Source organism: Nocardioides exalbidus, from assembly GCF_900105585.1.
GTDB classification, from domain to species: Bacteria; Actinomycetota; Actinomycetes; order Propionibacteriales; family Nocardioidaceae; genus Nocardioides; species Nocardioides exalbidus.
This window is the reverse complement of the sequence record NZ_FNRT01000002.1, coordinates 4406835-4426789: the sequence shown is the minus strand read 5'-3', so window position 1 is coordinate 4426789 and position 19955 is coordinate 4406835. Positions and strand designations below refer to the sequence as shown.

The 19955-nt window shown below is 71.4% G+C and carries 20 protein-coding genes; 16 read left to right on the top strand and 4 right to left on the bottom strand.

Going from position 1 to position 19955, the window contains the following annotated elements; genetic code table 11:
* Entirely contained in the window at positions 1–594 is a 594-nt protein-coding gene (locus tag BLV76_RS21495) for a M23 family metallopeptidase (RefSeq protein WP_090972003.1), read from the bottom strand.
* 469 nt (positions 595–1063) lie between these two features.
* On the opposite strand from BLV76_RS21495, the gene rpsB reads away from it, so the two are divergent.
* From rpsB to BLV76_RS21450, 9 genes are all read left to right on the top strand, one after another.
* On the top strand, positions 1064–2194 hold the full coding sequence (gene rpsB, locus BLV76_RS21490; protein WP_175539780.1) for a 30S ribosomal protein S2, sunset domain variant: 1131 nt from the start codon (positions 1064–1066) through the stop codon (positions 2192–2194).
* Positions 2195–2317: 123 nt separating this feature from the next.
* Positions 2318–3130: a translation elongation factor Ts gene (tsf, locus tag BLV76_RS21485; RefSeq protein ID WP_090972002.1), complete on the top strand. Its 813-nt coding sequence runs from the start codon at positions 2318–2320 to the stop codon at positions 3128–3130.
* Positions 3131–3326: 196 nt separating this feature from the next.
* The gene (gene pyrH / locus BLV76_RS21480; RefSeq protein ID WP_090972000.1) at positions 3327–4043 is read left to right on the top strand and encodes a UMP kinase; all 717 of its coding nucleotides are present in this window, start codon (positions 3327–3329) and stop codon (positions 4041–4043) included.
* A gap of 48 nt (positions 4044–4091) precedes the next feature.
* Positions 4092–4646, top strand: coding sequence for a ribosome recycling factor (frr, locus tag BLV76_RS21475; protein WP_175539824.1), 555 nt, complete (start codon positions 4092–4094; stop codon positions 4644–4646).
* Between the two features lie 10 nt (positions 4647–4656).
* Entirely contained in the window at positions 4657–5550 is an 894-nt protein-coding gene (locus BLV76_RS21470) for a phosphatidate cytidylyltransferase (RefSeq protein WP_090971997.1), read from the top strand.
* 98 nt (positions 5551–5648) lie between these two features.
* Entirely contained in the window at positions 5649–5996 is a 348-nt protein-coding gene (locus BLV76_RS21465) for a hypothetical protein (protein ID WP_245734835.1), read from the top strand.
* A 47-nt stretch (positions 5997–6043) separates the two neighbouring features.
* The gene (gene rlmN / locus BLV76_RS21460; RefSeq protein WP_090971995.1) at positions 6044–7177 is read left to right on the top strand and encodes a dual-specificity RNA methyltransferase RlmN; all 1134 of its coding nucleotides are present in this window, start codon (positions 6044–6046) and stop codon (positions 7175–7177) included.
* A gap of 4 nt (positions 7178–7181) precedes the next feature.
* On the top strand, positions 7182–7676 hold the full coding sequence (locus tag BLV76_RS21455) for a DinB family protein (protein ID WP_090971994.1): 495 nt from the start codon (positions 7182–7184) through the stop codon (positions 7674–7676).
* Positions 7677–7750: 74 nt separating this feature from the next.
* Positions 7751–8974, top strand: a complete 1224-nt coding sequence (locus BLV76_RS21450) for a glycosyltransferase family 4 protein (RefSeq protein ID WP_090971992.1) — start codon at positions 7751–7753, stop codon at positions 8972–8974.
* Here BLV76_RS21450 and BLV76_RS21445 read toward each other — a convergent pair.
* Positions 8952–10034 carry an LOG family protein gene (locus tag BLV76_RS21445; RefSeq protein WP_090971990.1) on the bottom strand — a complete coding sequence of 361 codons (1083 nt, stop codon included), beginning with the start codon at positions 10032–10034 and terminating at the stop codon, positions 8952–8954. The genes BLV76_RS21450 and BLV76_RS21445 overlap by 23 nt on opposite strands.
* Positions 10035–10065: 31 nt before the next feature.
* Here BLV76_RS21445 and BLV76_RS21440 point away from each other — a divergent pair, with 31 nt between their 5' ends.
* Positions 10066–10716: a maleylpyruvate isomerase family mycothiol-dependent enzyme gene (locus BLV76_RS21440; protein WP_090971987.1), complete on the top strand. Its 651-nt coding sequence runs from the start codon at positions 10066–10068 to the stop codon at positions 10714–10716.
* Between the two features lie 125 nt (positions 10717–10841).
* Here the strand turns inward: BLV76_RS21440 and BLV76_RS21435 are convergent, their stop codons facing one another.
* Together BLV76_RS21435 and BLV76_RS21430 are read right to left on the bottom strand one after the other, a co-directional pair.
* The gene (locus BLV76_RS21435; protein ID WP_090971985.1) at positions 10842–11747 is read right to left on the bottom strand and encodes a serine protein kinase RIO; all 906 of its coding nucleotides are present in this window, start codon (positions 11745–11747) and stop codon (positions 10842–10844) included.
* Between the two features lie 163 nt (positions 11748–11910).
* Positions 11911–13263 carry a rhodanese-like domain-containing protein gene (locus tag BLV76_RS21430; RefSeq protein WP_090971983.1) on the bottom strand — a complete coding sequence of 451 codons (1353 nt, stop codon included), beginning with the start codon at positions 13261–13263 and terminating at the stop codon, positions 11911–11913.
* Between the two features lie 66 nt (positions 13264–13329).
* Between BLV76_RS21430 and BLV76_RS21425 the strand changes: the two genes are divergently transcribed.
* The 6 genes from BLV76_RS21425 (at position 13330) to BLV76_RS21400 (ending at position 19952) form a co-directional block, all read left to right on the top strand.
* On the top strand, positions 13330–14769 hold the full coding sequence (locus BLV76_RS21425; protein WP_090971981.1) for a M1 family metallopeptidase: 1440 nt from the start codon (positions 13330–13332) through the stop codon (positions 14767–14769).
* Positions 14770–14777: 8 nt separating this feature from the next.
* Positions 14778–15368 carry a hypothetical protein gene (locus BLV76_RS21420; protein WP_090971979.1) on the top strand — a complete coding sequence of 197 codons (591 nt, stop codon included), beginning with the start codon at positions 14778–14780 and terminating at the stop codon, positions 15366–15368.
* Positions 15369–15399: 31 nt separating this feature from the next.
* Entirely contained in the window at positions 15400–16494 is a 1095-nt protein-coding gene (locus tag BLV76_RS21415; RefSeq protein ID WP_090971977.1) for a 1-deoxy-D-xylulose-5-phosphate reductoisomerase, read from the top strand.
* 19 nt (positions 16495–16513) lie between these two features.
* On the top strand, positions 16514–17860 hold the full coding sequence (locus BLV76_RS21410; RefSeq protein WP_090971975.1) for a M50 family metallopeptidase: 1347 nt from the start codon (positions 16514–16516) through the stop codon (positions 17858–17860).
* A gap of 116 nt (positions 17861–17976) precedes the next feature.
* Positions 17977–19128 carry a flavodoxin-dependent (E)-4-hydroxy-3-methylbut-2-enyl-diphosphate synthase gene (ispG, locus tag BLV76_RS21405; RefSeq protein WP_090971973.1) on the top strand — a complete coding sequence of 384 codons (1152 nt, stop codon included), beginning with the start codon at positions 17977–17979 and terminating at the stop codon, positions 19126–19128.
* On the top strand, positions 19128–19952 hold the full coding sequence (locus tag BLV76_RS21400; RefSeq protein ID WP_090971971.1) for a transglutaminase-like domain-containing protein: 825 nt from the start codon (positions 19128–19130) through the stop codon (positions 19950–19952). The genes ispG and BLV76_RS21400 overlap by 1 nt, the downstream gene beginning before the upstream one ends.
* Positions 19953–19955: the final 3 nt, after the last annotated feature.

The window sequence follows — 19955 nt, the reverse complement described above, 5'->3', positions numbered from 1 at the left end:
TCAGGCGAGGAAGTCCACCGGCCGTGTCCAGCGCGAGAGCGGGGGAGCCCACTCCTCGAGCAACGGCAGCCGACCGGTGGCCGGCTCGTCGCGCCACAGCGGCAGCAGCCGGACCGGGCCGCCGCCGACCAGCGTGAGCGGGTCGACGTACACCTGGTCGTCGCCGGTTCCCACGATCAGGCCCCAGTGCAGGCAGGCCGCCGGGAAGCAGTGGCTGTCGGTCACGACCAGCCGGCCGAGCACCGTGCCGGCCGCGACCTCCTGGCCGACCTCGACCGAAGCCACCACCGGTTCGTAGGTCGTGCGGCGCCCGCCGTGGCGGATGGTGACGACCGGCTTGCCGCCGATCGACCCGGCGAAGGCGACCGTGCCGGGCAGCGCGGAGCGGACGGCCTGACCGGGTGAGCCGGCGAGGTCGACGCCGCGATGCCCGGAGGCGTACGGCGAGGGCGGCGGCTCGAAGCCCCGGACGACCTCCGGCTCGGGGTCGAGCGGCCAGACGCCCGTCGGCTCGTCCGGCGCGGAGGCGGGTGCGGGGGTGCCGACGGACAGGCTCACGAAGCAGGCCAGGAGGACGACGAGGAGGGCTCGCATCCCGCGAGGGTCCCTGCGCCGGAGGCGTCCGCGCGAACGGCGTGCGACGGCCCTGTGGACGACGGCCCCCGGCGGCCGGTTGTGGACGGTTCGCGGCCCGCGATCGACGGGTGGTGGCCACGCCCGGTCCATGCCCGGTCCACGCTCGCAGCGATTCGCCCGCGTGGGCCGTCTGGCCTACGATGTGCGGAGCAGCCCTCATGGGCTGACTTCGCACGCTCGAAGACCGCGTCGGAATGCATCCCTGGTTCCGAGTCGTCCGTGGGCGTCGGTCCTCAGTTCCCACCAGCCCCAGGTCGATCGGGGTGGGTGCGGATCGGACCGGCGTGCGAGCGTCAGGGCACCCGGCACCCGCCGGGCGCAGCAACTGAAAATCAACAGGAGTCACGCTCCCGGCCCGACCTGCTGAAGGTCGGGCACGTCGGCCAGTGCCGTCGAAGAGCGGGCCTCCGCCACAACAGGAGAAAACATGGCAGTCGTCACCATGCGCCAGCTGCTCGAGAGCGGCGTCCACTTCGGTCACCAGACCCGTCGCTGGAACCCGAAGATGAAGCGCTTCATCATGACCGAGCGCAACGGCATCTACATCATCGACCTGCAGCAGTCGCTCGCCTACATCGACCGCTCCTACGCCTTCGTCAAGGAGACCGTCGCCAAGGGTGGTGTCGTGATGTTCGTCGGCACCAAGAAGCAGGCCCAGGAGGCCATCGCCGAGCAGGCGACCCGCGTCGGCATGCCCTACGTCAATCAGCGCTGGCTCGGCGGCATGCTCACCAACTTCCAGACCGTGCACCAGCGGATCAACCGCCTCAAGGAGCTCGACGAGATCGACTTCGACGACGTCGCCGGCTCCAACCGCACGAAGAAGGAGCTCCTGCAGATGAAGCGGGAGCGCACCAAGCTCGACAAGACCCTCGGCGGCATCCGCGACATGACGAAGGTTCCTTCGGCCGTGTGGATCGTGGACACCAACAAGGAGCACCTGGCCGTCGAGGAGGCCCGCAAGCTGCGGATCCCGATCATCGGCATCCTCGACTCCAACTGCGACCCCGACGTCGTCGACTTCCCGATCCCGGGCAACGACGACGCCATCCGCGCGGTCGGCCTGCTGACCCGCGTCGTCGCCGACGCCGTCGCCGAGGGCCTCATCGCCCGCTCCGGCGTGAAGGCCGGCGAGGCCGTCGGCGCCGAGGAGCCCCTCGCCGAGTGGGAGCGCGAGCTCCTCGCCGGTGACGCCGAGAAGACCGCTGCTGCCGCCACCGGCGACGCGGCCGCCGAGACCCCGGCCTCCGAGGCCACGGGTGCTGCGTCCGAGGCCCCCCAGGCCGAGGCAGCTGCCGAGGCCGCGACCGAGATCAAGCCGCTCGCTGCCGTGGCGACCGAGGAGAAGCCCGACGCCGAGCTCGGCGAGGACTCCGCCCCGGCCAACGAGGACGGCTCGGCCCCCGAGGGCTTCGAGATCAAGGGCAACAAGGACTCGATGAAGTTCCACGCCCCGAGCAGCCCCTGGTACGACCGCACCAAGGCCGAGGTCTGGTTCCGCACCGCCGACGCCGCCGAGGCCGCCGGCTTCGTCAACGCGGAGACCAAGAAGGACTGATCGCGTGACGCCGGTCGCGGGCACCAGCTCGCGGCCGGCGCTCCGTGCTGTCCCACCCCCTGCACAACCGCCCGCCTGGCCCCCTCGCGACGGCCAGGCCACCTGAACCGAAGGAAGAAGGACATGGCCGACTTCACCGCCGCCGACGTCAAGAAGCTCCGCGACCTGACCCAGGCCGGGATGATGGACTGCAAGAAGGCGCTCACCGAGACGGACGGCGACTTCGACAAGGCTGTCGAGCTGCTCCGCGTCAAGGGTGCCGCCAAGGCTGCCGCCCGCGGCGCCGAGCGCGAGACCGCCGCCGGTCTCGTCGCCACCTCCGGCAACGCGCTGGTCGAGCTCAAGAGCGAGACCGACTTCGTCGCCAAGAACGAGGACTTCATCGCCAAGGCGCAGCAGATCGCCGACGTCGCGAACGCCGTCAAGGCCACCGACACTGAGTCCCTCAAGGCTGCCGAGCTCGACGGCAAGACCGTCGGCGAGGTCGTCGAGGACCTCGCGATCACCATCGGCGAGAAGATCGAGCTCGGCGAGGTCGCGTACTTCGAGGGCACCACGGTCACCTACATGCACAAGCGTGCCGCCGACCTGCCGCCCGCCGTCGGCGTGCTCGTCGAGTTCGAGGGTGACGAGGCTGCCGCCCGCGCCGCCGCGATGCAGATCGCCGCGATGAGGGCCCAGTACCTCACCCGCGACGAGGTCCCCGCCGACGTCGTCGAGTCCGAGCGCTCGATCGCCGAGCAGAAGACCCGCGAGGAGGGCAAGCCCGAGCAGGCGATCGCGAAGATCGTCGAGGGTCGCCTGGGCGGCTTCTACAAGGAGATCGTCCTGCTCGAGCAGGAGTCGGTCACCGAGTCCAAGAAGACCGTCAAGGCCGTCCTGGACGCCGCCGGCACCACCGTCACCCGCTTCGCCCGCTTCGAGGTCGGCGCCTGACGCATCCCGGATCGCCGGGAGACCGAGCGACCCGCAGCACGCAGACCGGGGCCCGTACGCGTCGTCGTACGGGCCCCGGCCGCATTTCGTCGCGGGTCGCCCGGGGCGCACCCCTCGCAAGGGTGTCCGGGTTCGACCGGCGACCCCGCTGCCGGTAGGTTTCTCAGGACCCACCCAGCCGTGTGAAGGGATCAACGTGACGGCCTACAACCGTGTCCTCCTCAAGCTCTCGGGTGAAGTGTTCGGTGGTGGCGAGGTCGGGCTCGACCTCGACGTGATCAACGCACTGGCGGGCGAGGTCGCCGAGGTCGCCAAGTCGGGCGTGCAGATCGCGATCGTCGTCGGCGGGGGCAACTTCTTCCGCGGCGCCGAGCTGCAGCAGCGCGGCATGGAGCGCGCGCGGGCCGACTACATGGGCATGCTCGGCACCGTCATGAACTGCCTCGCCCTCCAGGACCTCATCGAGAAGCACGGGGTCGAGACCCGCGTGCAGACCGCGATCACGATGGGCCAGGTCGCCGAGCCCTACATCCCGCGCCGCGCGATCCGCCACATGGAGAAGGGCCGCGTCGTGATCTTCGGAGCCGGCGCCGGCATGCCGTTCTTCTCGACCGACACGGTCGCGGCGCAGCGTGCGCTGGAGACCCGGTGCGAGGTGATCCTCATGGGCAAGCAGGGGGTCGACGGCGTCTACGACTCCGACCCGAAGCAGAACCCCGACGCGGTGAAGTTCGATCGGCTGACCTACGACGAGTACCTCGCCCGCGACCTCAAGGTCGCCGACGCCACCGGCATCGCGATGGCCCGCGACAACCAGATGGACATGGTCTTCTTCAACCTCTCCACGCCCGGCACGATCGGGCTCGCGGTGCGGGGTGAGAGGATCGGCACGCTGGTGACCAGCTCGGTCTGAACTGCTCCGAGCCCCAGCCCCACTCCGTACGAAAGAGAGCAACTCGTGATCAACGACGTCCTGAACGATGCCGACTCGAAGATGAGCAAGTCGGTCGAGGCGACCCGTGAGGAGTTCGCCGCGATCCGCGCCGGACGCGCGAACCCGGCCATGTTCTCCAAGATCACGGCCGAGTACTACGGCACCCAGACCCCGCTCCAGCAGCTCGCGAGCTTCACCTCGCAGGACGCCCAGACCATCCTGATCGCTCCGTTCGACGTCACGGCCATGGGCAGCATCGAGCGCGCGATCCGCGACTCCGACCTGGGCGTCAACCCGGCCAACGACGGCAAGGTGCTGCGCTGCGTCTTCCCCGCGCTGACCGAGGAGCGTCGCAAGGAGTACATCAAGCTCGCCCGGGGCAAGTCCGAGGACGGCCGCGTCTCGGTGCGCAACGTGCGCCGCACGGCCAAGCAGGCGCTCGAGAAGCTCGAGAAGGACGGCGAGGTCGGCAAGGACGACGTCACCGGTGCCGAGAAGCGTCTCGACGCGATGACCAAGACCCACACCGACAAGATCGACGAGCTCCTCAAGCACAAGGAAGCCGAGCTCCTCGAGGTCTGAGCGCCCCTTCATGACGACCCCTGACAGTCCGCCGGCCCCCGAGCCTGTCCAGCCGAAGGACCACGGCCGCGCGGGCCGCGACCTGCCGGCCGCCATCGGCTCGGCCGTCGTCCTCATCGGCGCGATCCTGCTGTCGCTCTTCTTCTGGAAGACCGCCTTCATGGGCATCGTCGCCGCCGCCGTGGCGGTGGCGGTGTGGGAGCTCCACCGCGGGTTGTCGGCCAAGGAGGTCGACATCCCCGAGCAGCCGCTGATGCTCGGCGGGGTCGTGATGGTGGTCGTCGCCTACTTCTGGGGTGCGCCTGCGCTCGTCACCGCCACGGCGGTCACCGCCCTGGTCGTGATGCTCTGGCTGCTGCGACGCGGCGTCGACGGCTACGTCAAGAACGCGACCGCGTCGGTCTTCACGCTCGTCTACGTCCCGTTCCTCGCCTCCTTCGTCGCGCTCCTGCTCGGCGAGGGCGGCACGAACCCGGCGCTGGGCTTCAGCACCGACGACCCGGGCGTGCGCGGCGTCATCACCTTCATCGCGATCACCGTCGCCTCCGACACCGGCGGCTACATCGCCGGCGTGCTCTTCGGCAGGCACCCGATGGCTCCGGTGATCTCGCCGAAGAAGTCCTGGGAGGGCTTCGCCGGGTCGGTCGTGGCCACGGTCGCGGTCGGCGTCTTCCTGGTGACCTCGTTCCTCGACGGCGACTGGTGGGTCGGCGTGATCCTCGGCCTGATCGCCGCCGCGATGGCCACGCTCGGCGACCTGTGCGAGTCGGTCATGAAGCGCGACCTCGGCATCAAGGACATGAGCCAGGTCATCCCCGGCCACGGCGGCCTGATGGACCGGCTCGACTCGCTCCTCGCCACGGTCGCCCCGATCTGGCTGGTGCTCTACTACCTCGTCTTCTGACAGGGCCCCGTACGTCGCCGTGGCTGGCACCCCGACGGAAATTCCGCAGACCGCGTGCCGACCGCCATGGTGGCGCCCCCAACGCCTACTCTGGTGCCGTGGAGACGGACGAGATGCGGCACGACGAGGTGGAGCAGGACTCCCCGCTCGGGTGGTGGCACCACAGCCACCCGACGTTCGCCGGGATCACCGGGTTCTTCGCTGGGATGCTCTTCGTCACCGCGGTCCCGGGAGCGTTCATCGGCGTGCTGAGGCTGCTGTTCAGCTACGAGACGGCGAGCAACCTGTTCCCGCTCGTCCTCATCGCGCTGGCGGTCCCGATCACGATGCTGGTCAAGCGCAAGACCCGTCGGTTCGCGCAGTTCATGTTCGTCGGCATGCTCGTCACCGCGCTCGCCACGCTGGGCGTCGCGTCGCTGGTGCTCTACTTCATGGTCGACGCCTGATCCGCTGAATCGCCCCGCAGCCGCCGGGATGGGAGAATCGGCTCACCATGTCCGAGACCGTTGAGCCCATCAAGACCCTGCCCCTCGTCATGAAGGAGCCGCGCGGGCGCAAGAAGCCGCCCGCGCACCTCGCCGACCTCGACGAGCCGGGTCGCAAGGTGCTCCTCGAGGAGATGGGACTGCCGGGCTTCCGCGCCAAGCAGCTCTCGACGCACTACTTCGGCCGGCTCGTCGACGACCCGGCCGAGATGACCGATCTCCCCGCCGGTCAGCGCGACGACCTGGTGAAGGCGCTGCTGCCCGACCTGATGACGCCGCTGCGGACGATGGAGGCCGACAAGGGCACCACCCGCAAGACGCTCTGGAAGCTCTTCGACGGCGCGCTCGTCGAGTCGGTGCTGATGCGCTACCCCGACCGCGCCACGGTCTGCGTCTCCAGCCAGGCGGGCTGCGGCATGGCCTGCCCGTTCTGCGCCACCGGCATGGGCGGTCTCGAGCGCAACATGTCGACCGCCGAGATCGTCGAGCAGGTCGTCGCCGGAGCCCGGTCGATGGCCCGCGGCGAGGTCCCCGGCGGACCGGGACGCGTGTCCAACGTCGTCTTCATGGGCATGGGCGAGCCGCTCGCCAACTACAAGGCCGTCATTGGCGCCGTGCGCCGCCTCACCGACCCCGCCCCCGCGGGGCTCGGCATGAGCGCCCGCGGGATCACCGTCTCCACGGTCGGCCTCGTGCCGCGCATCAACCAGCTCGCCGACGAGGGCATCCCGGTCACGCTGGCCCTGAGCCTGCACGCGCCCGACGACGAGCTGCGCAACGAGCTGGTCCCGATCAACACGCGCTTCTCCGTCGCCGAGACCGTCGAGGCGGCGTGGAACTACGCGTCGAAGACCAAGCGTCGCGTCTCGATCGAGTACGCCATGATGCGCGGGATCAACGACCAGGCGCACCGCGCCGACCTGCTGGCCGACGTGCTGAACTCCTACGGCGACTGGGGCTGGGTCCACGTCAACCTGATCCCGCTCAACCCGATCGAGGGCTCGAAGTGGACCGCCTCCGACCCGGCCGACGAGCGCGAGTTCGTGCGCCGGCTCGAGGCGAAGGGGATCCCGACCACGGTCCGCGACACCCGCGGTCGCGAGATCGACGGTGCCTGCGGCCAGCTGGCCGCCAAGGAGTAGGCGGATGGCAGCGGTCGCCGACGAGGGATGGCCCGCCGACCTCGTCGGTCGGGTCGACGAGCTCATCGACGACTACCGCGCCGCCCTCCGCGCCAGCCTCGACGGCCTCACCGAGGAGCAGGCACGCGCGCGGCTCGTGCCGTCGAAGACGACGCTGCTCGGCCTCCTCAAGCACGTGACCTACGTCGAGGGCGTCTGGTTCGACCAGGCCGTCACCGGGCACACCGCGAAGGAGGCCGGGATCGCGACCGGTCCGGACCGCTCCTTCACGTTGCGGAAGTCCGACACCATCGAGTCCGTGCTGGCCACGCACGCCGACCGCGTCGAGCAGTCGCGGCGGGCGATGGCCGGGCTCGACCCCGGCGCCACGGTCACCGGCAGGGGCGAGCGTGCCGTCTGGGCGCTCAAGCTCCAGGTGCTGCGCGAGTTGGCCCACCACGCGGGCCACGCCGACATCCTGCGCGAGCAGCTGCTGGCAGGGGCCGACCCCGCTCCCTGAGCGTCGGGGACCGTTCACGTGTCCTTTGCATGGACCTGTGCGTCCGTTGCGGCGCGATTCCTAGCGTCCGTGCCATGGACCTGCTCGAGAGGCGGCGTCGCAGCCGCACCGTTCCGGCACACCGTCGATCCTCGGTCGTCCCCCTCCCGCTGACCCGTCCCGGAGGCGCCCGCCGCCTCCGCGTCCTGGTCGTCACCGAGTCGTTCCTCCCCCAGGTCAACGGTGTCACCAACTCGGTGCGCCGGGTCCTCGAGCACCTCGCCGCCGAGGGGCACGAGGCCGAGCTGATCGCCCCCACCGGCCCCGCGACGTACGCAGGCTTCCCGGTCACCCACGCCCGTGGCGCGAACCTGCCGTTCTACGCCGACTTCCGGATCGGCCTGGAGACGCGCCGCCGGCTCCGTGCCACGATGGAGCGCTTCCGTCCCGACGTCGTGCACATCGCCTCGCCCGCGACGCTCGGCTACCAGGCCGCCAGGGCCGCCCGCTCCCTCGGCATCCCGACCGTCGCGATCTACCAGACAGACCTCGTCGGCTTCGCCGACCGCTACGCCATCCCCGGCGGCGCCCGCGCGATGGAGTCGCTCACCCGCCGCATCCACCTCGGGGTCGACCGCACCCTCGCGCCCTCGAGTGCGAGCATCCAGCAGCTCGACCGCCTCGGCATCGACGCGGTGGCCCGCTGGCCGCGAGGCGTCGACCAGGTGCTCTTCGAGCCGGCCAGGCGCGACGAGGCGTTCCACGCCGAGCTCGCGCCGCACGGCGAGCTGCTCGTCGGGTACGTCGGCAGGCTCGCGCCCGAGAAGGAGCTCGAGCTCCTGACCCACGTCGGCCGGCTCCCGGGCGTCCGCCTCGTGCTGGTCGGCGGCGGGCCGGAGGAGGAGCGGCTCCGGGCCCTGCTGCCCGATGCCGCGTTCCTCGGCGTGCTGCACAGCGTCGAGCTCGCCCGCGCCTACGCCACCCTCGACGTCTTCGTGCACACCGGCCGGCACGAGACGTACTGCCAGTCCGCGCAGGAGGCGCTGGCCAGCGGGGTGCCCGTGGTCGCGCCCCGGGCCGGGGGTCCGATCGACGTCGTGGACGACACGGTGGCGGGCTACCTCTACGAGCCCGGCGATGCCGGCGAGCTGGTCGCGCACGTCGAGCGGCTCCTCACCCAGCCGGTCCTGCGCCGCCGGATGTCGCAGGCCGCGCGTGCGAGCGTGCGCGACCGGACGTGGCAGGCGGTCAACGAGCTGCTGGTGTCGCACTACCTCGACGTCAGCGCGCCCGCGGTCAGCCGCCGTCGGGCCGGCTGAGCAACGCCACCACCTCGTCGACGGTGTCGACGAGGTGCAGGTGGCCCTCCATGGCCCGGCCTCGGGCGAGGGACTGGAGCAACGGCCAGACCGGGAGCTCCTCGGTCCAGTGCCGACGTCCGACGAGCACCATCGGCGCCACGGAGGACTCGTCGGCGTAGTAGTTCTCGCACGCCTCCTGGAAGACCTCCTGCACGGTTCCGCCCGCGCCCGGCAGGAACACGATCCCGGCGTCGCACACCTCCAGCAGCACGGCCTCGCGGGGCGCGTTGCGGAAGAACTTCGCGATCGCGGTGGCGAACGGGTTCGGCGGCTCGTGGCCGTAGTGCCAGGTGGGGATGCCGAGCGACTCGCGTCCATCGGACGTCGACGCGACCTCGTCGAGGGCCACCCGCGCCCACGCCCCGATGTCGGGCCGGAACGACGGCACCCGCGCGACCGCGGCCAGCGCGGCGTCGAGGTCGCCCGGCACGAACGCGCCGAGGTTGGCCGCCTCCATCGCGCCCGGCCCGCCGCCGGTCGCGACCGTCAGCCGTGCCCCGAGCGCGTGCCCGAGCCGGGCGGCGTCGTCGTACGCCTCACTGCCGCGCTCGACCGCGTGGCCGCCCATCACCCCGACCAACCGACGGCCGTCGACCCACTCGGCGAGCGCGGCGTCGACGTGGTGGTCGTGCAGGGCCTTGGCCAGCGAGTCCTCGGGCGTGGCGGGTCGACGCGACCAGGCGTACGCCCGGGCGTCGAGGCTGTCGACGTAGTCCTCGGTGTCGTAGAGGTCGGTGGGGGAGTAGAGCCGCGAGCGGTAGGGGTCGACGGGGATCCCGGGGATCTCGTGCAGCACGATCCCGCCCGCCCGGCGCACGGCGTCGTCCTCGCCGTCGGCGAACGTGCAGCCCAGGAACAGCGACTGCGCCAGCGAGCACCGCAGCAGGGCGTCGCCGCGCCCGGTGAGGTCGAGCCCGAGGACCCGCCAGCCCGCGAGCGAGCGCACGCCGCTGGCGAGGCGGCGGTCGAGGTCGGCGAGCGAGGTGACGTCGAGGACGCGTCCGCGGGTGTGCTTCACGTCCCCAACCTAGGGTGCGAGAGTGGGCTCCATGGCGCCGACGGACCATGAGCACGTCTACGCAGCGGCCACGCGCAACCGGCTGCTCGCGGCCGACATGTTCGCCGGGCTGACCGCCGAGCAGTGGACCACCCCGAGCCTGTGCGAGGGCTGGACGGTGCGTGAGGTGTGCGCACACATGGTCCCGCGCGACGGCGGGTTCGAGGTGCTGCCCCTGCTGCGCATGGTCGTCAAGCACCGCGGCAACCTCGCACGGATGGTCGACGTCACGGCGCGCGAGGATGCGCAGCGGCCCACGGGCGAGCTCGTCACGGCCCTGCGCGACCGGGCCGGTGAGCGCTTGAAGGCACCGGTCGTCGGACCCCACGGACCGATGGTCGACACCGCGATCCACCTGCGCGACGCGGCCCGACCCCTGGGCCTCGACGTCTGTCCGCCACCGGACGACTGGGACCCGGTGCTCGACTTCCTCCTCACCCGGCCGGCCGAGCGCGGCTTCGTCGGCCGCGGACGCACGGCCGGACTCCGGCTCGAGGCGACCGACTCCGGCTGGTCGCACGGCGACGGCGACCTCGTGCGAGGCCCGGCCGAGGCGCTCGCACTCGGGATCGCCGGTCGCCCGGTGGCCTACGACGACCTCGCGGGCGCCGGTGTCGAGGTGCTGCGGTCGCGCGACCGGTGAGCGCCGCTGGGCCTTGAGTCTCCAGGAGACTCAAGACCCAGTGCCCGCTCAGTGCCCGCTCAGTGCCCGCTCAGTGCCCGCTCAGTGCCCGCTCAGTGCCCGCTCAGTGCCCGCTCAGTGCCCGCTCAGAAGGCGTGCGCCATGAGCTCCCCGAAGAGCTCCTGCTCGTCCACCTCGAGCCCGCGCGAGCGGAACCAGGCGCACATGTTGGCGCAGTCGCGCAGCAGGAAGTCCATGCCGCGCGGGTTGCCGACCAGGTCGACCACCTGCGGGAGGTCGATGATCACCAGCCGGTCGCCGGCCGCGAGGGTGTTGTAGGGCGAGAGGTCGCCGTGCACGATCCCGGCCTGGACGAGCGTGGCGAGCGCGTCGCGGAGCTGCTCGTAGTAGCCCTCGACGACCTCGCGCGAGGGTCGTACCTGGGCCACTCGCGGCGCCGTCTCGAGCTGCCCGTCGACGGTGACGGTGATCCACTCCATCAGGATCTCGGTCTCGTCGATCTGGACCGGGTAGGGGACCGGCAGGCCGAGCTCCCAGCAGCGCCGCAGGGCGCTCCACTCCGAGATCGCCCACTCGCCGGCGGCGACCTGGCGCCCCCAGGTGGACTTCCGCTTGAGGGCACGCTCGTCGCGCGAGCGCTTCATCGAGCGGCCCTCGGTGTAGGCGGCCGCGCGGTGGAAGGTGCGGTGGTCGGTGTCGCGGTAGCGCTTGGCGGCCATCACGACGGCGGACTCGGGCCGGTGCGGGTCCTCGCGCTCGAGCAGGAAGACGTCGGCCTCCTTGCCCGTCTTGAGGATGCCGAGCTCGGTGTCGATGGCGCCGCTGGAGGTCACGACCCAGTCGGGGCGCGGCTCGGGCCCCCGCATCAGGGCCTCGAGGTCCTCCCAGCGCGACCAGCGCTGACCCTCGCCGAGCTCGTCGGCGTAGGTGTCGTAGGTGAAGACGAACGACTCGTCGATGCCCTCGACGGGCGAACGGTCGTCAGGCCGGAGGAAGTCCTCGGGGAAGGCAGGTTCGAACGGGTGAGTCAACGTGGGTGCTCCGTGTGTGCGAAAGGTGGTCGGCGGGCAGGCCGAGGACAGTGATGGACATGTCACGGCTCCTTTCGGGACGGGCACCGGAGTGCTGGCAGCACCCAGTGTGGCGGAAGGCCGCGCCCATGGTGGGACACGCGAGCCGCCGGGTGCAACGGATTTAGCCGGCGCAGTGGACCGCGTGCTCCGCGTGGGCCAGCGGAGCGCGGTCGAGGTCGTCGTCGACGTGCACGACCGAGCGTCCGGCGCGCGCGAGCAGCCCGGCGGCGACCGCTGCGCGGTAGCCGCTGCGGCAGTGCACCCACACCTCGCCCGGCGGCACCTCGGAGATCCGGGACGCCAGCTCGGGCAGGGGGATCGCCAGGGAGCCGGGCACGCGGTCCTCGGCCACCTCGTGCGCGTGGCGCACGTCGAGCAGCACGCGCGGTCCGCGGGGCCACGGCAGCTCGTCCCACCGGGCGCGTCGGTAGGTCACGTTCGGCTCGGTCGCGGCCGATGGAGCGAGCACGTGCACCGCGACCTCCTCCACCCCGATCTGGGCGAGGTCCGAGGCCGCCGTCTCGAGGGTGACCGGGTCCTCGCCCAGCAGCACCAGGCGTCCTCCCCACGGCGTGACCCAGGCGGCCCACAGCGCGAACTGGTCGCCGTGCTCGACGTTGATGCTGCCGGGCACGTGGGCGGCGGCGAACTTCTCGCGCGGACGCAGGTCGAGGAGCCAGGCGCCGTGGGTGCGGGCGTGCTCGAGACCCTCGTCGTCGAGCTCCACGGGATCGGCGGGCCGCCGCGCCCCCGCGCCCGAGCGGTTGAGCGAGGCCATGAACCGGTAGTGCCTCGGGATCGGCCCGAAGCCCGCGACGAGCTGGTCGACGAAGGCGTCGCGCTCGGTGGTGAGCGCCGGGTTGAGCACCGCCTGCTCGCCGATGGTGAGCCCGCTGTCGCTCGGCGCGCCGCCGGCGCAGAAGCTGCCGAAGCCGTGGGTGGGGTGGACGGTGGTGGCGGGCGGGAGCAGCCCCAGGTGCCGCACGCTCGCCCACTGGGCTCGGGCGAGGTGCCGCGCGAGCGCGGGGTCGACGAGATCGGTGCGCCCGACGGTGCCGGCGAGCAGGCTGCCGCCGGTGAGGACCGCGCCGGTCCCCGAGCCGGGGTCCTCGGGGGTCACGTGGAAGGCCTGGTGGTGGAACGTGTGACCGGGGGTGGCGACCACCTCGACGCGCAGCCCGCCGACGTCCACGGTGTCGCCGGGACGGGTCGCGACGTGCTCGAAGGACACCCGCTCCTCGGCCGCCACGAGGTAGTCGGCCCGGTGGCGACGCGACAGCGCCAGGCCGCCCGACACGTAGTCGTTGTGCACGTGGGTCTCCGCCACCGCGACGATGCGGACACCCGCGGCGTCGGCCGCGGCCTCCACCTCGACGAGCGACCGGGGCGGGTCCACCACCAGCGCGGAGCGGCCGTCGTGGACGAGGTGGGTCCGGTTGCCGAGAAGCGGCAGGTCGAGCGCGATGATGTCCAAGGATTCCCCCAAGCAACCAATGACTACTGACTTACTTGAGTATTGCAGACACGCTAGGTTCGACCGGTGACCACACCTGCCATCTCTCGGACCCTTCTCGTCGGCGCGCTGAGCGCCACCCTCGCCGTCGGCGTCGCCGGCGCGAGTGCCACCGCGGAGGCGCCCGCCTCGGCCCCGGTCGACGGGTCCTCGGGGATCGGAGACCCCTACTGGCCGCTCGACGGCAACGGCGGCATCGACGTGTCGTCGTACCGGATCGACAACGACTACGCGCTCGGGTCCAAGCGGCTCAGCGGGAGCACCACCGTGCGGCTGACCGCCACGGAGGACCTCGCGAGCTTCTCCCTCGACTTCCTGCTCAAGGTCGCGAAGGTGACCGTCGACGGGCAGAAGGCGACCTTCAGCAAGACCGGCGGCGGCCACGAGCTGCGGATCACTCCGGCGGAGCCGCTCGCCGCGGGCACGAAGCACTCCGTCGAGGTGACCTACGACGACCACCCGGCGAAGTACTCCTACGCCGGCGAGAGCAACTGGCTGGCCAACCGGTCCGAGGTCGTCGCGATGAACGAGCCGCACATGGCGCCGTGGTGGTTCCCCTCCAACGACCACCCGCTCGACAAGGCGATCGTCGACGTGAAGGTCACCGTCCCGAAGGGCCGCGAGGTGATCTCCAACGGAGAGCTCAAGGGGCGTACGACGGGCAAGCGCGGCACGACGTGGCACTGGCGCGCCGACGAGCCGATGGTGCCCTACCTCGCCTTCTTCGCCGCCGGTGACTTCACCATCGCGAAGGGCAAGGAGCGCGGGCTGCCGTGGCTGGTCGCGGTCTCGCAGCAGCTCAGCGACGCCGACCAGGCCTCGAGCATGCGGCTGATGAAGAAGACCCCGACCGTGATCAACGCGCTGGAGAAGGACCTCGGCGACTACCCGTTCTCCGTCGTCGGCGGCCTCACCACCGGACTCGACCCGGGCTTCGCGCTGGAGAACCAGACCCGCCCGACCTACCCGTCGGTCGGCGGCAGCTACACCAGCCTCGTCGTCCACGAGCTCGCCCACCAGTGGTTCGGCGACGACATCGCCGTGCACCACTGGAGCGACATCTGGCTCAACGAGGGCTTCGCGAGCTTCATGGAGTGGCGCTGGTCCGAGACCCACGGCGGACGCTCGGCCGACGCGACCCTGCGCAGCTACTACGGCAACGTCGCCGCCTCGGCCGACCTCTGGAAGGTCGTGGTCAGCGACCCGGGCGCGGCGAAGGTGTTCGACTCCGCCGTCTACGGCCGTGGCTCGATGACGCTGCAGGCGCTGCGCAACCGCGTGGGCGACGACGTCTTCTGGAAGATCCTGCGCACCTGGATCGCCGAGCAGAAGGGCGGCAACGGCTCGACCGACGAGTTCGAGTCGATGGCCTCGCGCGTCAGCGGCCAGGACCTCTCGGGCTTCTTCCAGGTCTGGCTGCGCACGCCGTCGAAGCCGGCGAACACGGTCGAGAACGGGCTCGGCTGATCGCAGCGATGGCTGGTCCCACCTGGTTCCGGGCGCCCGCGGACGACGATCCCGGCACCCTCAACGCCTGCTACGACGCGCTCGACCTCCACGTCATCCGCGGCCGCGCCGACGAGGTCGCCCTGTCGCTCGACGGCGCCGACCACACCTTCGCGTGGCTGCTCACCGAGGTCGCCGCGTGCGCCGGGGTGATGCGTGCCTTCGGGGTCGCGCTGGGTGACCAGGTCGCCCTGGGCGCGGTCCCGCGCCAGGAGGGGGCACTCGTCGTGCTCGCCGCTGCCCGCATCGGCGCCGTGGTGCAGCACGACGACTCGGCGGGCGCCGAGGGCAAGGTCGTCGTCCGCACGGGACCCGACGGCGTCGTCTTCAGCTCCGACGGCCAGGACGTGCCGTGGGACGTCGCGATGCGGGCCGGCCGCACGGACCCCGCCGGCACGGTCGACGTACCCGGCGACGCGGTCCTGGCCCGGCACGCGGGCGAGGAGCTGACGGTCCTGGCCGCCCTCGGCGCGTCGGAGGTCCACAAGCCTCCGACGCCGGACGGCGCGACCGTCGTCGAGGTAGGCGGGCTCGCGTTCTGGTCGTTCGGCGCTCCGTAGCCGTGCCGACACCACCTGAGAGACTGCTCCGGTGACCGTCCGCGACATCGTGATCCTCGGCTCGACCGGGTCGATCGGCACCCAGGCCATCGACCTGGTGCGAGCCAACCCCGACCGGTTCCGGGTGGTCGGGCTGACCGCCGGGGGATCCAACCCCGAGCTCTTCGAGGCGCAGGTCGCCGAGTTCGCACCGGCGTTCTCCGGCCTCGGCGAGGAGGCCTCCACCGAGGCCGCCGGCCGGGAGTGCGACGTCGTCCTCAACGGCATCACCGGCGCCGTCGGCCTGCGCCCCACGCTCGCCGCGCTCGACGCCGGCAACACGCTGGCGCTGGCCAACAAGGAGTCGCTGATCATGGGCGGCGCGCTGGTCACCGGTCGCGCCAAGCCCGGCCAGGTGGTGCCCGTCGACTCCGAGCACTCCGCCCTGGCCCAGTGCCTGCGCGCCGGCACCCAGGCCGAGGTACGCCGGCTGGTGCTGACCGCGTCCGGAGGACCGTTCCGGGGGCGCAGCCGCGACGACCTCGCCGAGGTCACCGTCGAGGAGGCGCTCGACCACCCGACGTGGTCGATGGGGCCGGTGATCACGATCAACTCCGCGACCCTGGTCAACAAAGGACTCGAGGTGATCGAGGCGCACCTGCTCTTCGACATCCCCTTCGACCGGATCGAGGTCGTGGTCCACCCGACCAGCGACGTCCACTCGATGGTCGAGTTCACCGACGGCTCCACGGTGCTCCAGGCGAGCCCGCCGACCATGATGATCCCGATCGCGCTGGGCCTCTCGTGGCCCGACCGGGTCCCCGACTCGGCGCCGGCCTACGACTGGTCGAAGGCACGCTCGTGGGACTTCTTCCCCCTCGACGACGAGGCGTTCCCGGCCGTCTCCCTCGCCCGGACGGCGGGGGAGCAGGGTGGCACGGCGCCGGCCGTCTACAACGCCGCCAACGAGGAGTGCGTCGAGGCGTTCCGCACCGGACGCCTCCGGTTCGTCGACATCATCCCCACAGTTGCCGCCGTCCTTGCCGCCCACGACGTACGCTCGTCTGAGCACCTGACGGTGGACGACGTCCTCGCGGCCGACGCGTGGGCCCGCGCGGAGACCGCCTCCCGCATCCAACCCTCCTGAGCCCAGCAAGGACCCCCTCGTGACCCCGATCCTCTACACCCTGGGCGTCGTCACCTTCGTGGTGGCGATCCTCGTGTCCATCGGGTTGCACGAGTTCGGCCACCTCCTCCCGGCCAAGAAGTTCGGGTGCAAGGTGCCGCAGTGGTTCATCGGCTTCGGGCCGACGGTCTGGAGCAAGCAGATCGGCGACACGGAGTACGGCGTCAAGGCCATCCCGCTCGGCGGCTACGTCAAGATCGTCGGGATGCTGCCCCCGGGCGCGGAGGACCTCGTCGAGGAGACGACCTACGACGAGGACGGCGAGCCGGTCCACCGGATTCGCCGCTCCAACACCGGGATGTTCACCCAGCTCATCTCCGACGCCCGCGCCGCCGAGTGGGAGTACGTCAAGCAGCACGACACCGACCGGCTCTTCTACCGCCTCCCGTGGTGGAAGAAGGCGATCGTGATGGCGGGCGGCCCGATGGTGAACCTCGCCATCGCGTTCGGCCTCTTCGTGCTCCTCTTCGCGACCTACGGCAACCCGCGCGACGAGGTCGTCGAGCCCACTGTCGCCGCCATCCCGTCCTGCGTCATCCCGGTCGAGGAGACCGGTCGCGCCTGCACCGCCGACGACCCGGTGTCGCCGGCCGCGGAGGCCGGGATCCAGCCCGGCGACGAGATCCTGAGCTTCAACGGCACGCCGTTCCGCGACTGGGACAGCTTCCAGCAGCTCATCCGCGACAACGCCGACGGCGACGCGGTGATCGAGGTCCGGCGTGGCGACCAGACGCTGACGCTCGAGACCAACACCACCGTCACGCTGCGCCAGACGTCCGTCGAGGACCAGACGATGACCGAGGTCGGCTTCCTCGGCGTGCAGCCCGAGACCCACCTCGCCACCGGCGGCCCCATCTACACCCTGGACCAGATGGGCACGATGACCGCCGAGACGGTGAAGGCCCTCGCCCAGCTGCCGGTGAAGGTCTACGAGGTCGGCCGTGCGATTGTCGGTCTCCAGGAGCGCGACCCCGAGAGCCCGGTCTCGATCGTCGGCGGCGGCCGCTTCGCCGGCGAGGCCGCGGCCAGCGACGCCTTCCCCCTCACCGAGAAGCTCGTGACGTTGCTCTTCCTGATCGCGAGCTTCAACTTCTTCATCGGCATGTTCAACTTCGTGCCGCTCCTCCCGCTCGACGGCGGCCACATCGCCGGCGCGCTCTACGAGGGCCTCAAGCGCGGCGTCGCCCGCCTGCGCGGCCGCCCGGACCCCGGGCACGTGGACGTCGCCAAGCTGTTGCCGATCGCCTACGTCGTGGGTCTCGCGATGCTGGTGATGGGCGTGGTCCTGATCGTGGCCGACATCGTCGTACCCCTCCGCCTGAGCTGAGCATCGCCGAGCGGTGGGTGAGCCACGTCCGGCGGCGCCCGAAGGTGGCTCACGCCCCGCCCCGAGCCGGTCGCACCGGAGCGAGGATCCGACACCTCGGCCCGTACGATGGAGACATGACTTCCGTCGGTCTGGGCATGCCCGCGCTCCCGCCCCCCGTCCTGGCCCCGCGCCGCAAGACCCGCCAGATCAAGGTGGGCTCCGTCGGGGTCGGCAGCGAGTCGCCGATCTCGGTGCAGTCGATGACCACGACCCTCACGTCCGACATCAACGCCACGCTCCAGCAGATCGCCGAGCTGACCGCGTCGGGCTGCGACATCGTGCGGGTGGCGTGCCCGAGCCAGGACGACGCCGACGCCCTGCCGGCGATCGCGACCAAGTCGCAGATCCCGGTCATCGCCGACATCCACTTCCAACCGAAGTACGTCTTCGCGGCGATCGACGCCGGCTGTGCGGCCGTCCGGGTCAACCCGGGCAACATCCGCAAGTTCGACGACCAGGTCAAGGAGATCGCGAAGGCCGCCAAGGACCGCGGCACCTCGATCCGCATCGGCGTCAACGCGGGCTCGCTCGACAAGCGGATCCTCGACAAGTACGGCAAGGCCACGCCCGAGGCGCTCGTCGAGTCCGCGGTCTGGGAGGCCAGCCTCTTCGAGGAGCACGACTTCCACGACTTCAAGATCTCGGTCAAGCACAACGACCCGGTCGTCATGGTCCGCGCCTACGAGCTGCTCGCCGAGGCCGGCGACTGGCCGCTGCACCTCGGCGTCACCGAGGCCGGCCCGGCGTTCCAGGGCACGATCAAGTCGTCGGTCGCCTTCGGCCACCTGCTGAGCCAGGGCATCGGCGACACGATCCGCGTCTCGCTCTCGGCCCCGCCGGTCGAGGAGGTCAAGGTCGGCATCCAGATCCTGGAGTCGCTCAACCTCAAGCCGCGCCGCCTCGAGATCGTCTCGTGCCCCTCCTGCGGTCGCGCGCAGGTCGACGTCTACACCCTCGCCGAGCAGGTCACGGCCGGCCTCGAGGGCATGGAGGTGCCGCTGCGCGTCGCCGTCATGGGCTGCGTCGTCAACGGTCCGGGCGAGGCCCGCGAGGCCGACCTCGGCGTCGCCTCGGGCAACGGCAAGGGCCAGATCTTCGTCAAGGGAGAGGTCATCAAGACCGTCCCCGAGTCGCAGATCGTGGAGACCCTCATCGAGGAGGCCCTGCGCATCGCCGAGGGCATGGAGCCGGTCGACGGCGCCGAGGCCACGGTCAGCGTCAGCTGATGGCGGACCCGGCCCTCGACGACCTCACCCGCACCGTCACGAGCACGATCCGCCTGCAGGTCACCGAGCCCGCCGACCTCGTCCTCTCGATCGCGGTCTCGGCCGACCGGTCGCCGACGTCGGAGTCGCTCACGGTGACGTCCGACGCCGGTCCCGTCGAGCCGACCGAGCTCCTGGCCGACGACGGGACCCGCCTGCACCGCATCCCGTCCGCCCCGGTGGGCACCCTCGTCGTGCAGTACGACGCGGTGGTCCCGCTGGGCGCGCCGCCCGAGCCCGTCACCGAGGTCGAGTCGATCGAGCTGACCCGGCCCAGCCGCTACGGCGACTCCGACCGCCTGGCTCCGATCGCGCACGACCTCTTCGGCGACCTCGCCGGCCAGGAGCTCGTGCAGGCCGTCGTGCAGTGGACGCTGACCCACATCACCTACGCGCCCGGCAGCAGCGGCCCCCTCGACGGCGCCCTCGACACCTACCTCAGCCGCCGCGGCGTGTGCCGCGACACCGCGCACGTCGTCATCGCGATGCTGCGTGCCCTCGACGTGCCGGCTCGCCTCGTCTCCGTCTACGCGCCCGGTCTCGCACCGATGGACTTCCACGCGGTGGCGGAGGTGGCCATCGACGGTCAGTGGTACGTCGTCGACGGCACCGGCCTGGCCCCGCGCGGGTCGCTCGTGCGCATCGCCACCGGTCGCGACGCGGCCGACACCGCGTTCTTGTCGGTCCTCGGCGGACGTGCCGCGCTGCTGTCGGTGCAGGTCGGCGCAACCGTCGACCCGCGGCTCCCCGCCGACGACGGGCTGGCGCTGACCCAGATCCGCTGAGCC

Coding starts and splice junctions, on each gene's coding strand:
- BLV76_RS21495 (WP_090972003.1), bottom strand. CDS start 594: ATGCGAGCCCTCCTCGTCGTCCTCCTGGCCTGCTTCGTGAGCCTGTCC.
- rpsB (WP_175539780.1), top strand. CDS start 1,064: ATGGCAGTCGTCACCATGCGCCAGCTGCTCGAGAGCGGCGTCCACTTC.
- tsf (WP_090972002.1), top strand. CDS start 2,318: ATGGCCGACTTCACCGCCGCCGACGTCAAGAAGCTCCGCGACCTGACC.
- BLV76_RS21470 (WP_090971997.1), top strand. CDS start 4,657: ATGACGACCCCTGACAGTCCGCCGGCCCCCGAGCCTGTCCAGCCGAAG.
- rlmN (WP_090971995.1), top strand. CDS start 6,044: ATGTCCGAGACCGTTGAGCCCATCAAGACCCTGCCCCTCGTCATGAAG.
- BLV76_RS21455 (WP_090971994.1), top strand. CDS start 7,182: ATGGCAGCGGTCGCCGACGAGGGATGGCCCGCCGACCTCGTCGGTCGG.
- BLV76_RS21450 (WP_090971992.1), top strand. CDS start 7,751: ATGGACCTGCTCGAGAGGCGGCGTCGCAGCCGCACCGTTCCGGCACAC.
- BLV76_RS21440 (WP_090971987.1), top strand. CDS start 10,066: ATGGCGCCGACGGACCATGAGCACGTCTACGCAGCGGCCACGCGCAAC.
- BLV76_RS21420 (WP_090971979.1), top strand. CDS start 14,778: ATGGCTGGTCCCACCTGGTTCCGGGCGCCCGCGGACGACGATCCCGGC.
- ispG (WP_090971973.1), top strand. CDS start 17,977: ATGACTTCCGTCGGTCTGGGCATGCCCGCGCTCCCGCCCCCCGTCCTG.
- BLV76_RS21400 (WP_090971971.1), top strand. CDS start 19,128: ATGGCGGACCCGGCCCTCGACGACCTCACCCGCACCGTCACGAGCACG.